This is a genomic window from Frankia sp. Mgl5, assembly GCF_023242985.1.
Taxonomy (GTDB): domain Bacteria; phylum Actinomycetota; class Actinomycetes; order Frankiales; family Frankiaceae; genus Parafrankia; species Parafrankia soli.
The window spans coordinates 1-13,002 of record NZ_JALKFY010000662.1; the positions used below are offsets into that span (position 1 = coordinate 1).

Annotated in this window: 10 protein-coding genes and 4 pseudogenes; 9 read left to right on the top strand and 5 right to left on the bottom strand. The window is 67.6% G+C overall.

All coding sequences use genetic code 11. The features are described from left to right. Positions 1-75 precede the first annotated feature (75 nt). A pseudogene (locus MXD62_RS21875) lies at positions 76-483 on the top strand (integrase core domain-containing protein); the annotation flags it as partial. A gap of 77 nt (positions 484-560) precedes the next feature. Here MXD62_RS21875 and MXD62_RS21880 read toward each other — a convergent pair. Then, positions 561-1,367, bottom strand: coding sequence for an SAM-dependent methyltransferase (locus MXD62_RS21880; protein ID WP_248831363.1), 807 nt, complete (start codon positions 1,365-1,367; stop codon positions 561-563). A 265-nt stretch (positions 1,368-1,632) separates the two neighbouring features. Here MXD62_RS21880 and MXD62_RS40800 point away from each other — a divergent pair. Then, a pseudogene (locus tag MXD62_RS40800) lies at positions 1,633-1,905 on the top strand (DUF4406 domain-containing protein); the annotation flags it as partial. Between the two features lie 94 nt (positions 1,906-1,999). Here MXD62_RS40800 and MXD62_RS21885 read toward each other — a convergent pair. Next, positions 2,000-2,326, bottom strand: coding sequence for a rhodanese-like domain-containing protein (locus MXD62_RS21885; RefSeq protein ID WP_248831357.1), 327 nt, complete (start codon positions 2,324-2,326; stop codon positions 2,000-2,002). A gap of 81 nt (positions 2,327-2,407) precedes the next feature. On the opposite strand from MXD62_RS21885, the gene MXD62_RS21890 reads away from it, so the two are divergent. Next, positions 2,408-3,070, top strand: coding sequence for a TetR/AcrR family transcriptional regulator (locus MXD62_RS21890; protein ID WP_248831358.1), 663 nt, complete (start codon positions 2,408-2,410; stop codon positions 3,068-3,070). Positions 3,071-3,102: 32 nt separating this feature from the next. Here the strand turns inward: MXD62_RS21890 and MXD62_RS21895 are convergent. Next, positions 3,103-3,369, bottom strand: a pseudogene (locus MXD62_RS21895) (aldo/keto reductase); the annotation flags it as partial. A 90-nt stretch (positions 3,370-3,459) separates the two neighbouring features. Between MXD62_RS21895 and MXD62_RS40805 the strand changes: the two are divergent. The 3 genes and pseudogenes from MXD62_RS40805 to MXD62_RS21910 all read left to right on the top strand — a co-directional run bounded on the left by MXD62_RS40805 (position 3,460) and on the right by MXD62_RS21910 (position 5,995). Continuing rightward, the gene (locus MXD62_RS40805; RefSeq protein ID WP_251082105.1) at positions 3,460-3,657 is read left to right on the top strand and encodes a transposase; all 198 of its coding nucleotides are present in this window, start codon (positions 3,460-3,462) and stop codon (positions 3,655-3,657) included. Positions 3,658-4,141: 484 nt separating this feature from the next. Beyond that, positions 4,142-5,114 (top strand): annotated as a pseudogene (locus MXD62_RS21905) (integrase core domain-containing protein); the annotation flags it as partial. Positions 5,115-5,236: 122 nt separating this feature from the next. Further along, entirely contained in the window at positions 5,237-5,995 is a 759-nt protein-coding gene (locus MXD62_RS21910) for an ROK family protein (protein ID WP_248831365.1), read from the top strand. Between the two features lie 151 nt (positions 5,996-6,146). Here MXD62_RS21910 and MXD62_RS21915 read toward each other — a convergent pair whose 3' ends face one another. After that, a complete protein-coding gene (locus MXD62_RS21915; RefSeq protein WP_248831366.1) occupies positions 6,147-7,163 on the bottom strand; it encodes a helix-turn-helix domain-containing protein in 1,017 nt (338 codons plus the stop codon). A gap of 42 nt (positions 7,164-7,205) precedes the next feature. Here MXD62_RS21915 and MXD62_RS21920 point away from each other — a divergent pair, with 42 nt between their 5' ends. The 3 genes from MXD62_RS21920 to MXD62_RS21930 all read left to right on the top strand — a co-directional run bounded on the left by MXD62_RS21920 (position 7,206) and on the right by MXD62_RS21930 (position 10,967). Continuing rightward, positions 7,206-7,829, top strand: coding sequence for a hypothetical protein (locus MXD62_RS21920; protein WP_248831360.1), 624 nt, complete (start codon positions 7,206-7,208; stop codon positions 7,827-7,829). Positions 7,830-8,214: 385 nt separating this feature from the next. Further along, on the top strand, positions 8,215-8,496 hold the full coding sequence (locus MXD62_RS21925) for a hypothetical protein (protein ID WP_248831361.1): 282 nt from the start codon (positions 8,215-8,217) through the stop codon (positions 8,494-8,496). Between the two features lie 527 nt (positions 8,497-9,023). Then, entirely contained in the window at positions 9,024-10,967 is a 1,944-nt protein-coding gene (locus MXD62_RS21930) for a S53 family peptidase (RefSeq protein WP_248831362.1), read from the top strand. Positions 10,968-11,156: 189 nt separating this feature from the next. On the opposite strand, the gene MXD62_RS21935 is transcribed toward MXD62_RS21930, so the two are convergent. Continuing rightward, positions 11,157-12,722 (bottom strand): ABC transporter substrate-binding protein, encoded by a 1,566-nt coding sequence (locus MXD62_RS21935; RefSeq protein ID WP_248831367.1) that lies wholly within the window; start codon positions 12,720-12,722, stop codon positions 11,157-11,159. Positions 12,723-13,002: the final 280 nt, after the last annotated feature.

Below are 13,002 nucleotides of genomic sequence, written 5' to 3' on the forward strand. Positions count from 1 at the left end.
CATCTCCTGGACAGCACCGCTCCAGAACAGTCTCCGTCTAAATCGGAGCTCCTCCTTCACGTTCGTGTTCACACACGGGCACGGAACCTGCTGATGGATCTCGAGGAGCGTACCCACCGGTTCCGGTTCCTCATCCGTGACCGCGGCACGAAGTTCACGGCTTCCTTCGATGCCGTCTTCACCGCAGCCGGCATCGACGTGATGCGCACACCGCCACAGTCGCCGAAAGCGAACGCGATCGCGGAACGCTGGGTAGGCACCGCCCGCCGCGAATGCACCGACAGACTACTGATCGTCTCCGAACAGCACCTGACGTCGGTCCTCGCCACGTACGCCGAGCACTTCAACACCCACCGACCCCACCGCTCCCTCAGCCAGCACCCACCCGACCCGCCACCCGCAGTCGCCCCGGCCTCGGACTCCACCGTCCGTCACACACGCGTCCTCGGCGGGCTGATCAACGAGTACCGCAACGCCGCCTGACGACACCCGCAGACGATCACCCGGGCCGCAAAAGAGCAGCTCACAGGCCGCACCTGGATTTTGAAGCCCCACACGGGCTACGGCTTGCGGCCGACCCCGCCGAAGATGTGGAGCGGCTGCGGCTCCGACCCGGGCGCGGGCCGCCAGAAAGGCGTCGAGACCACGCCTGGCTCGACGAGGTCGAGGCCGTCAAAGAAGGACGCGACCTGCTCCGGGGTACGCAGATTGTAGGGGTGCCCACCCGCCTGGGTGATCTCGATTGCCTTGTCCACGGCCTCGCCGTGCGTGCCGTCGTTGAGCGCGAGATAGCTTCCCGGCCGCACCCCGTCGAGTATCCGTTTCACGATCGCTCTCGCCTCGTCGGTGTCGGCGACATTCCCCATGAGGCCGAACATCACCAGAGCGACCGGCCTGGTGAAGTCCAGGAGCTCGGCCGCCCCCGCGAGAATCCTGTCGGGGTCGCGCACGTCGGCCTCGATGTAGGCGGTGGCGCCGCCGGGTGCGCTGGTCAGCAGCGCGCGGGCATGCACCAGCACCAGAGGGTCGTTGTCGACGTACGCGATGCGGGAGTCCGGAGCGATCCGCTGTGCGACCTCATGGGTGTTGTCGGCGGTCGGCAGGCCGGTGCCGATGTCCAGGAACTGGCGGATGCCCACCTCGCGGGCGAGGAAGGTGATCGCTCGGACCAGGAACTCCCGCTGCACGCGGGCGACCCGCACGATGTCCGGGTAGACCTCGAAGACCTTGTCCCCCAATTCCCGGTCGGCGGGAAAGTTGTCCTTGCCCCCGAGCCAGTAGTTCCAGACCCGAGCGGAGTGCGGCACGCTCGTGTCCACCCGCGACCATGCGCTCTGCGCCGGCTCGTCAGCACCCATGTCGACCATCATGCACCCCCGGGTGCACCCCGGATTTACCCCGCAGCCGAAGGCCGGTGCCCCGCGTCCGGGGTCCGGCACGTGTTGTCCGGGGTCCGGCGCCCGGTGTCGACACGTCGACAGCGCCAGCAGGGCGACCGCGGTCCGGTGCCAGCACCGACCCACGCCATCCGTGCGTGCCCCGGCCAGGAGTTCCGATGTTCGGCTCTGATGCTATGGCGCACCTTCGGGGCAGACGGTAGGGCGCCGCGTCCGACGCAGCAGACCCCCTGAGGCCCGCCTGGAGGAAGCTGCCTGGCAGGTCTTCCGTAGCTGGCGACGTCCCGATGATCGGAGAGTGGGTCGCACTGCTCGTGTTGCGCGGCGCAGGCGACACCGGCCCGGCCGACCCGGTCGCCGAACAGATCATGTACCCCACCGCGGAACGCCTGCTCCAGCATTGCGACGGTGCTCCGGCTATCCGGCGGAGTCCACCGGCGCCGACCAGGGCATCCAGATCGCCCAGGAGCGGGGCCTGCCGGTCTACCGTCGGGTCGAGGACATCCCGGCTACCGAGCCGCCTAGCGACGAGCGCGCGGCGCCCGGCTTCCGGACGAGTACCACCAAACACCGACAGGCCCTGCCGCCGTGGCGGTTCCGGGTTAGACCGATTCGGTCGGCAGGCCAGCCGCCACCCAGTCCTCGATGCCCTCGCGGTACTTGCGGACGTTGGGGTAGCCGAGCGCGGTGAGCCGGTCGGCGACCTGGCCGCTGTTCGGGCAGGCAGGGTTGGAGCAGTAGGTGACGATGGCGGTATCGCGGTCCGGCAGCACGGCCGGTGCCTTGGCGTCGACCTCGGTGGGGCGCAGGGCGAGGGCGCCGGGCAGGTGCTGCTGCGCGAAGTACTCGCCACCCAGCGCGTCGACGACGGTCACGTTCCCGGCGGCGATCGCCGCCTTCAGCTCGTCACGGGTAATGAGTGCGGTCATGCTCCTACCTCCAAAGAATCGGACTATAGTCCGGTTGTGCAGGAGAACCTTAGCGGACCGCAGTCCGGTTATGCAACACCGTTGGAGCTGCTTCGCACCCCGCCACTAAGGGAACGAGCTGACGCCGCGCGCAACCGGGTCGCCGTGCTGGACGCCGCCGCCCGGCTGTTCGCCGAGCGCGGAGTGGCGGCGGTCTCCATGGACCAGATCGCGGCGGCCGCCGGGGTGGGCAAGGGCACCCTCTTCCGCCGCTTCGGGGACAAGGCTGGCCTGGCGGTCGCACTGCTCGACACGCGGGAGCAGATGCTGCAGGAGGCGATCCTGCACGGGCCGCCGCCACTCGGCCCCGGAGCGGCGCCCTCCGAACGGCTCACCGCGTTCGTCGGCGCATACCTCGACTACCTGCTGGAGCACCTGGACCTGGTACGGATGTCGGAGACCGCGACACCCGGAGCCCGCTACCGGATCGGGGCCTACCGGTTCTGGCACCGACACGTGGCGATCCTGCTGGACGGCGTACCGGATCCGGACCACGCCGCGCACACCCTGCTCGCCGCGCTCGCCGCCGACCACGTCGCCGCGCTACTGGCGGAGCTCGGCGAGTCCCGCATCAGAACCGGCCTGCACCGCCTCGCCGAGAACTACTCCGAATGGCGCCGCCGTTCCCCGGAATCCCCTTCACCGCCGGGCGTTCTCGGGTCTTCCTCAGGCGACGGCGCGGTCGTCGGCCGGCCGTCGGCGTAGCGTGACGGGGCGGGGCGTGACGGGGCGTGCTCGATCGTGGGCGGGGCGTAGGCCATGTCGAGCTGGCCGACGTCGGTGCCAGGCGCGACAATCGCGGCGATCTCCTCGAGGATCTTGTCGTCGCGGGTGATATCGGCGCCAGCGAGTAGGTCGTCGAGCTGTTCCATGGCGCACGGCCCGATGATGGTCGAGGTGACGGCGGGGTGGGCAACCGCGAACGCCGTCGCAAGGTGGGTCAGATTCATTCCGGCCTGTTCGGCAAACGGAATGAGCTGTTCGACGATGTCGAGGCGGCGTTCGCCCCCTCCATCCGGCCGGGCCTGTATAACTGGCCGCATACCAGGCCCGGCGCCTTTCGTCGCACGGTCCGAACCGAGGTCACCGACCGAATGCTGATCTTCGGTGAGCGGCATCTGCGTACCGTCCTGGCCGAGTACGCGACCCACTACAACGGACGGCGACCCCACCGCGGTTGTGGCCTACAACCGCCACAGCCCGACCACCCCGTCGCCGACCTGACCCAGGAACGGATCAAGCGCCAGCCTGTCCTCGGCGTCCTGATCAACGAATACGAACGAGCCGCCTAAAACCCCAGGTCACCACCGGTGGCCGAGTTCTGGCACCCCACAGGGTGCTGCCGGGTCTGGGCGGGTGGCTCGCCGTCCGCAACGACCATAACGGCTTTCTCGGTCGCCCACGCGATCGGATCCGTCGAGCACCACTACTAGCCTGATCAGGCCTGTATGAGTCCGACATGCCAGCGTCATTCTCCGCTCGCGTTATCCTCTCCATCTACTTCGCATCGCAAGGAATCGTCGGCGTGTCACCGACGAAATCCAGAGATGATTGACGGAAGCCTGAGGCTAGATCAGAAGCCAGATGATCCTGCTGAACTGAGATAGCTCAGGAGTTTCGGGAAACTCGGGCCGCTCAGGCGGAAAACGGTGCGCTGCATGCCTTCAAGTCAGGTTCGCTCGGGTGATATCACCGAACCTCGCTGGACGACTGGCGATGTCCCGGTCGACAGCCTGTTGGGCTCCAGAACCCCGATTTGGGCGGTGACCTGCGTGTTTGCCTGCGGGGCGGAACCCGTGTCGGGCAGGCTGGATGGTCATGGTGTGGTCACTGCTCTACGCCCTGACACGCAACACTCTCGGGCTGATGCTGCTCCGCGTGCGCGGGGATGCTGCGAAGGACGTCGAGCTCCTCATCCTGCGTCACCAGGTGGCGGTGTTGCGACGACAGGTCCACCGCCCGGCGCTGGAACCGGCGGATCGGGTAATCCTCGCAGCCCTGTCCCGGCTGCTACCCCGAGCCCGCTGGGGTTCGTTTTTCGTCACCCCCGCCACCGTGCTGCGCTGGCACCGTGAGCTCCTCGCGCGACAATGGACCTATCCGCGCAAGTCGCCCGGGCGGCCACCGGTCCGCTGGGAGATCCGCGATCTGGTCCTGCGCCTCGCGCGGGAGAACCCGACCTGGGGCCACCGCAGGATCCAGGGAGAGCTCGTCGGGTTGGGCTACTCGGTCGGGGTCGCCACTGTCTGGCGGATCCTGCACCGCGCCGGTGTCAATCCCGCACCGCGGCGGGACGACGCCTCCTGGCGCACGTTCCTGCGCGCCCAGGCGTCCGGCATGCTGGCCTGCGATTTCTTCACGGTGGACACCGTGTTCCTCCAACGGATCTACGTGTTCTTCGTCGTCGAACACGCCACCCGCCACGTCCACGTCCTCGGGGTCACGAAGCACCCAACCACGGACTGGGTCACCCGGCAGGCACGGAACCTGCTGATAAATCTCGAGGAGCGCGGAACGCTGGGTCGGCACCACCCGCCGGGAATGCACCGACAGACTCCTGATCGTCTCCGAACGGCACCTGACCTCGGGCCTCGACAGCTACGCCGAGCATTTCAACACCCACCGGCCCCACCGCTCCCTCGGCCAGCACCCGCCCGACTCGCCACCCGTGCTCGCCCCGACGCCGGAGTCCACCATCCGTCGCACACGTATCCTCGGCGGGTTGATCAGCGAGTATCTCAACGCCGCCAGACACCTCCCGGGGAAGACCGCATCAACCGCAAAAGGCCAGCTCACAGGCCGAATCGGGGTTCTGGAGCCCCACAGGCAGGCCTCGCGCTGCCGGGCATCGTCACGGTCAACACCGGACTGCTGCAGCGCGCGCCCAACCTCGGCTGGTCGGACCTCCGCCCCGCCGAGCTGCTGGACGACTCTGTCCTCGCCGGCCTGCCGCTGGCCGTGGGGAACGAAGCCAACCTCGCGGCCCAGCAGGCCGCACAATCCGCACCCGGACGTCCCAGCGCGCTCTCCGACTTCCTTTATCTCTCAGGAGAGATCGGCATCGGTGGAGCGGCGGTACGTGCCGGCCAGGTGATGATGGGACGCCACGGCTGGGCAGGCGAAATCGGTCACGTCTGCGTTGATCCCGCAGGTCCGATATGCCGCTGCGGCTCCACCGGCTGCCTGGAGCAGTACGCCGGCCGCCACGCATTGACCGCTGCCGCGGGATTGGAGACCACCGCCCCACCCGAACAACTGCTCGGTCTCGTAACGGCCGGGGACCCAACCGCCCGGCGTGCCGTCACCGCCGCCGCTCAGGCACTCAGCGTCGCGCTCGCCGGCATCATCAATGTTCTCGACATACCAACCGTGGTCCTCGGCGGCTACCTCGGCCAGATCGCCCCCCTCCTCCGACCCGACCTCGAAGACCTGCTCCAAGCCCGAGTCATATCGGCACGATGGAGCACGCCGACCGTCCAGGCAGCGACATACAGCCCCGCGCCGGGCGCCACCGGAGCGGCATTCCGGGAACTGACCGCGGTCATAGAGCACCCCGCCCGCTGGTTTCATCCAACTGCGGCTGCCGGGAACGCCGATGTCTCTACCGGGGTGAGCATCACACGGTCGTGAGGGAGTGTCCGCTATCAACGGTCGGGTAGCCCGGGGGGGATCTCACCCCGGGCTACCCGACCGTTATCTAGACAGACCCATCGACGGAGATCGAATACCAGTCTCGGGTGAGCGCTCGGAAGATCACAGAAATCGAGCGGTGGATTGGGGCTCAGGAGTCGGCGATCGCGTTGAGGGTGAACGCCATCTCGGCGCGCATCCGGTCGGTGGGACGCTTCAGATCCAGGCCGTAGCGAGTGGTGAGGGCCTCCAGCTGCCGGGAGACCGAGCTGTGGTGCCGGTGCAGAGCGACCGCGGCGTTCCGCTGCGACCCTGTCGCCAGGTACGCTTCGAGGACCGCTAGGTCCCGCAGCCCCGCTGGAGTCCTCGCGAGCTCTCGCAGCAGCCGGACGTCTTGATCGGCATCGACGACGGAACGTGGCAACGTTGCCAGAGTGGCCAGGGAACCCAGCTCTTCGAACAGCATCACGGGTCCCCGGCCGAGGACGCCGGCGAACCGGATTGCAGTGCTCGCCTGGCGCCAGGACTCGGCGAGCTCGTTGAGCGTGGCACGCCCGCTGACACCGATCCGCACTCCGGGGGGTACCGCGATCGGTGGGACCTGGTTGTCCGCCACCTGCGTAATCATGGCGGCGTTCCGGCCGATCATCGCTCCGCGGGCCAACCGGCCAGACGAGTTGCCGAGGGACCTGAATACCTCGGCCACGTCCGTGCAATGGCCGTCCGCCCTGACCGCGAGGACGCGCACCTCCGCCCCAGCCGAAAATCCCAGCAGGCGGACGGCCCGGGCCCGGTCGGCTTCCTGCGCCGTGGCGGAGACCGCCAGCTCCACAAGCGCCGGGTCGGACAGTGTCACCGGACCGCCGCCTGGCCACAGCGCGCCGGCGGCGAACGCCATCCGCTCGAGAACCATCGTGTCCATCGGGTCGAGCACGCCGAACCGCTCCAACCAGACCACGCCGACTGATTCCTCGTCGAGGCGGACCTCCTGCCGCGCCACGGGCAGCACCGGAGCGTCCGGTGTCGTACCCCGCGGGCTGTAGCGCACCACCCGGCCGGTGAGCTTGTCACGCAGCCCGGCATTACACTCGGTTAAGCCCGCAGTGCTGCATACCAGCGCGTCGAGTGAGGCCCGCCGTGCGATCAGGGTATCGAAGAATCTGACCACCCGCAAGGTTTCGATCGCGTCGGCATTCAAATGGGAGAGTTGATGACTGAGTCCGAACATGGACACAGGATAGCCAGCGACCAGTCGGAGTTGTCCGGTCTCTGTTCACGCCTGGACTCCTTGGGGAAACAGTTGTGCCTCAGCCACGACTCGAACCCGACGTGCCGATCCATACACGCGGCGAAATACGGCACCGGGAAATTCCGCCGCCTTGATGGGCATGGAAAACTCCGCACTGGCGGCACGCCCGCTCCTGGGCGCACAGTGCGGACCCCGACTTCACCCACAAGGGTGGCTGTCGTCGAGCTCTACACCCACCCGCCGGCGCGCGCCACGGTGATCCGCGCCGACGGGCTGGGGCCGGTGATCAGGAGTACGCCCCCGTCGGCACCGGGCTGGCCACCCGATGGCCACCGTCCCAAGGCCGCCTGCTGGCTCAACCTCCAGGAGGACTGGTGGCGGCTGCTGCGCCGGGCTGGGTTCGCCGGACAGACCTTCGTTGACACCGACGAGATCATCCACGCCGTCGACGTGGCCACCATCCAACTCAACGCCGCGCGAAACGCTGGATCTGAGGACGCCTCACCCCGCCGACCCGGTAAATCCGTCGCCACTTTTGTTGCTGTCTTTACGGAACATTGCGCCGGGTACAGACACACCGGATGACGCAGCCAGGCCGGAAATCCCGCAACGGTTGGCGGTTGTCCCGAAAAGACGACCGGACCGACACTGTGTTGGCACGCCGTGGTGGCCTCGGTAACGAGGGCCGTCTGGACCGCACGCCGGGTCTTCGTCGGCAGGTGGAGACGAGAAGAAGGAGAACCATTATGTAAGAGAAGGGCATCAATGTGGATGCCTGGGTGAAGGCCGCGGCGGGGCCGCCGGCGCCGATGCGGGTCCTTGGCGACGACGAGCGGGGTCGCCACCGCACCGAGCTCGACACCGTGGCGACCCCGGCCGGGCAGTTCCAGTGGGACAGCCACGAGCCCCCGGAGAGTACCTCCGACTTTCGGTTTCAACTGACAAGTTTGGTTCCTACGGCTACAAGGAGATGAAGATCGTGCAGAACGTCATCGATAGGCCTCTCATGACTAGGTCCAGGTGGTTCAAGAAGCCGCTGATAGCGACGATGATCGGAGGGGCACTCGTCGTCGGCGGCCTGACCGTCGCAGCCGAGACGACCGGTACGCCGTCGCCGTCGCCGTCGGGCACGGTGATCTCCAACGTCAATGAGCAGGCCCACCAGTTGGGAAATCCCAACGCGAAGGGTCCCGTGCGCGGGTCGGGGAACGGGTGCACCAAAGTTCCCGGCCAGGGCGGAAACCCCTGCTGATACTGAAGAAAATATGGTTACCGGACCGAGTGACGGGCATCCGGGCCGACCAGGCTGGTGTTCCTTTCCAGCTACCTGGTTTCTCTTCGGTAGGCGAGCACTGTGACCGCGGCATGGTCGGCTCCGGACGAGAGTAACCCCTGATCGGGCTATAGGGCCGCCGTGCCGGCTGGCGGCCTGTACTCCCGCGTGGACCCGCGTGGGAGTACAGGCCGTGGGTCGCGGAACGAGCCGGCAGCCACGAAGACCGTGAACCTGTCTCAGTCTTTGCCAATTCTCTCACCTTGGCGCGCGAAGCCTTCGAGAATGCGGATTGCCGCGGCGGCGATAATTTTGGGGTCACCGGGCGAGTCCGTCGCCGGGAACGGACTTGGCGGCTACCACGAGGTAAGGACGGCCGGCTTGGGTGCGCCCAGTGATGTCAGTTGACTGAAGGCTCGGCCGTTCGGCCGCTGCACCCCCGCACGCGCCACCGGCGCCACCGGCGAGGCCGTCACCGGTCATCGCGCGGGCGGCGGAGAACATCATTGGCGCTGGCCACGGCGGCGCTAATGATGCTGCCGGGACTGGTGACCGATGTCGCACCAGAGCTGCTACGCGCGCTGCTGACAGGATCCGTACCGGGCTGGGTGACTGCTGACAACGCCCACGGTGACATCCCCTCCGGACTGGAGTTCGACTTCACCGTGAACCTAGCCTTACGGGCCCCGGCCACCGCCGAAGCGTTCGCGGCGGCGGTGTCAGATCCGGCGAATGTCGCATACCAGCGCTTCCTCACACCGGCCCAATACAAGACGGGGTATGCGGCCACGGACGAGACCGTTCAGGACGTCCGGTCGTGGCTGGCCGACAACGGCCTCCAGATCGTCACGGTGTCTCCCACGAACCGGTCGATCCGGGTGCGTGGGAGCGGTGCCCAGATCGAGGCGGTGTTCGACACCGAACTGAAGCTGTACGCACACAATGGGGAACTGACGCGGGCACCGTCGACGGCGCTCAGTGTCCCGGCTCAGCTTGAGGGCGCCATCCTGTCGATTGGCGGGCTGACGCTGGCCCGGGCGGCTCCTGCCACCGCGCCGCTGGTGCCCGCCTCGGCCCAGCCGACGATCTGTTCGCGTTACCACGGCGAGAAGTACTCGCCCGACTACCCCGTCACCGCGCACGTGCCGGCGGGTAACGACGGCGCCGACCTGCCGTTGGCGGTTTGCGGCTACACCCCCCAGCAGGTCAGGAGCCTCTACGGTATCGACGCCCTCACGCGGACCGGCCTGGACGGCCGGGGCCGCACAGTGGCGATCGTCGGCGCCTACACGTCCCCGACCATCGTCGCCGACACCAACACCTGGGCCGCTCGGCGAGGTGAGCCACCACTGCTCCCGGGCCAATTCCGGCAGGACCTCCCCACGGCGTTCGCCTACGGCCACGAAGACCCGCTCAGCCGCGACCTCTGCGAGGAGCAGCGCTGGCAGACCGAACAGACGCTCGACGTCGAGGCGGTACACGGGATGGCCCCCGGCGCCAGCATCTTGTACGTGGCCGCGGCGAGCTGCCAGAGCACCGACCTGATCGACGCCGTCCAGCGAGTGGTTGACGGTCAGCTAGCTGACGTTGTCAGCGGCTCGTTCAGCTTTCTCACCGACGACGAACCGCCAGGTGACCTCGCCGCCGCCCATGCGATCTTCGTGCAGGCGGCGGCGCAGGGTATCGGGCTGTTCTTCTCCAGTGGAGACGACGGCGACAACCTGGCACGCACCGGCGCGCGTGGCGTGGAACACCCAGCCTCCGACCCCCTGGTGACCGCGGTCGGCGGGACGTCGGCCGGGATATCGCAGGCCGGATCGCGGCTGTTCGAACTGGGCTGGCAGACCGCCTCAACCGCCTTGGCCGACCGCACCTGGCAACCTGCGGCACCCGGGACGTTCGAGGCCGGCGGCGGCGGGGGCGTCAGCGGCCTCTTCCCGCAGCCCCGCTACCAGGTCGGCATGGTACCGCCGGCGATCTCTACCTACCTTGGCGACAACCAGCCTGGGCGAGCTGTCCCGGATGTGGCGGCGCTTGCCGACCCCTACACGGGCTACCTGATCGGCCAGACCCAGCGCTTCTCGGACGGCGCCACACGGTACGTCGAGTACCGGCTCGGCGGGACCAGTCTGGCAACGCCGCTGGTCGTCGGCATCGCGGTGCTCGCCAACCAGCTCGCCGGCCGCCCTCTCGGCTTCGCCAACTACTCCCTGTACCGGCTTTCCAACTCGCCTGCCTTCACCGACCCGAAGAGCTCCGACCGCACCACCGCCGTCGTCGACGTGTACTACGCCAACAATGAAGATTCCTCCGGCGGGTATGGCGTCGCGCTGCGGACCTTCAACCGGCCGCAGACGATCAACCTGAGATCCGGCTACGACGACGTCACCGGCCTCGGCACCCCGAATGGAATCGCCTTCGTCGCCGGCCTCGCCAACGGCCCACCGTAAATGCCGGTCTCCACCGAACCCAGGGCGGTTCAGGGTCGACGATGGTCTGGGTTGACGATGGTGTGGAGGGACGAGTTCGGAGCGTCCCGATAACGATCGACGTGGTGAGGACCGTCGGCGGGAAGGTCCCCACCACGTCGGTCGAGGCGAGCAGGGACGTCTACCGCCGGTAGGACGATCCCATGATCGCTACTTCTGGATCCACAACTCCTCCGGCCGTAACGACCCGAGGCCGTACTGCACGAGACCGCCCACCTTCTCGCCCGCGATGGCGCTGGGCTCGGCCCGCGAGTAGAAGACACCTGGAGCCAGTTCGGTCAGCCGCCGCTGCACCGTGCCGTAGGCCGCCTTGCGTTCCTGGTCCGTCGACGCGGTCCGGGCGGCCAGCAGGGCGTCGTTGAGCGCCGGGTCGTCGATGCCGGGCAGGTTCGCCGCCGAGCTCCCACTGAAGGTCGTCCACAGGCGCGGTTCGGGGTCCTGGAAGAACGCGGATGAGACGATCGCGTCGAAGTCGTGTGTCGTGCGCAGGGCGACGAGCTCGGCTACTTCGATGATCTTCACGTTGACCTTGACGTTGTTGAAGCTGCTCAGCTGCGCCTGGATGTTCTCCGCCGTCGTCCGGTTCTCAGTGGTGGGGGCGCTGGAGAAGGTGAAGGCCAGCGGCTTGCCGTCGGCTGCAAGCTCGTCGAAGAGACGCTGGGCGGTCGCCTTGTCCTGCTCTCGCAGTGGTGTGTCCGAGTAGAAGGGCGAGTTCTTGGTGAACAGCGTGTCGACAGGCGTCCCGGCGCCGTTGTAGACGGCCAGGTTCAGCGCGTCCAAGTCAAGTGCCACGGAGACCGCCTGCCGCGCGCGAACATCGTCGAACGGCGCCCGGCGCGTGTTCATCGCCATGAAGAGGCCACCGCCGAGCTGCATGACGTTGGTCGACAGACCTTCCTGGGCTGCTTTGTCAACGTTTACCGGGTTCGACTCGATGGCCACGTCCGCGCCCCCGGTGAGCACCGTGTTGTAACGCTGGCTGGCGTCGAGAGCCGGGCGGAGCGTGAGGCGGTCGAGGTAGGGCTTGGGCGCGTCCCAGTATCTGGGGTTCTTCACGAGCTCCATGGCGGCCTGGCGGGTCCAGCTCACCAGGGTGAACGGTCCGGCGCCGATCGGTTTCGCGTCGAAGGCCTGCTGGCCCTGCCGCAGGGCGGCGGGCGAGGCGATCCAGTTCATCGTCGAGGCGAGGACGGACTGGGCGTACTTCGGTACAGTGGAGGTCAGCGCGACCTTCAGCGTGACATCGTCCACCACCTCGGACGAGGCGATCTCCGACGCCTCCGACCGGTTGGTCCCGCCGGTGACCGGGTCCTTGATCCTGTCCCAGTTGAACTTCACGGCCTCGGCGTTGAGCGGGGTGTTGTCGGAGAACACCAGTCCCCGTCGCAGTTTCAGGGTGAAGGTTTTGCCATTGTCCGTGGTGGTGAAAGATTCCGCCATCTGGTATTGGATCTTTCCGGTGTCATCGCTGGTCATCAGGGTCCCGTACAGGGCGTTGCCAATGACACCGGAACTCGCATAGGCGTTGCCCATGGCCGCCGGATCCAGGCTGCGTGGCTCACCCAGCGTGAGAATCCGCCCATGGCCGCCGGCCACCGGTGCACCGGAAGCACCCACGGACGGGTCGGTATCGCCACCGCCGCCACCGCAGGCGCCCAGAGCGAGCGCCGTGGCGCACACGACAGCGGTGGTGAGTAATCGCGCCCTGCGGATCATCATGTTGCCTTTCGTTGGTATCCAGGGTCGGCAAAGCGGTGAGACGGGGGAACATCTTGCGGGATGACTGGCCGAGACGGTTTCGTCGACGGACGGGCGCGTGGTCCGTGGGCGGATGCGGTTGAACGTGCCAGAGACGTCCTTGCCAGGCAGAATCGGATCACGAGTCGCGTCGCGGCCCGTCCGCCGTCGCCTGAGTCGGAGTTCGTCGGGTTCCGGTTCCCGACTGAGATGATCGTGCCGGCAGCAACGACGGGCTCGCCGTGACGTGCAGGTGGCG

What these genes read in the sequence shown, in the direction of transcription:
- MXD62_RS21880 (WP_248831363.1), bottom strand. Translation starts at nt 1,367, where the DNA reads ATGGTCGACATGGGTGCTGACGAGCCGGCGCAGAGCGCATGGTCGCGG.
- MXD62_RS21885 (WP_248831357.1), bottom strand. Translation starts at nt 2,326, where the DNA reads ATGACCGCACTCATTACCCGTGACGAGCTGAAGGCGGCGATCGCCGCC.
- MXD62_RS40805 (WP_251082105.1), top strand. Translation starts at nt 3,460, where the DNA reads ATGCTGATCTTCGGTGAGCGGCATCTGCGTACCGTCCTGGCCGAGTAC.
- MXD62_RS21920 (WP_248831360.1), top strand. Translation starts at nt 7,206, where the DNA reads ATGACTGAGTCCGAACATGGACACAGGATAGCCAGCGACCAGTCGGAG.
- MXD62_RS21925 (WP_248831361.1), top strand. Translation starts at nt 8,215, where the DNA reads ATGAAGATCGTGCAGAACGTCATCGATAGGCCTCTCATGACTAGGTCC.
- MXD62_RS21935 (WP_248831367.1), bottom strand. Translation starts at nt 12,722, where the DNA reads ATGATCCGCAGGGCGCGATTACTCACCACCGCTGTCGTGTGCGCCACG.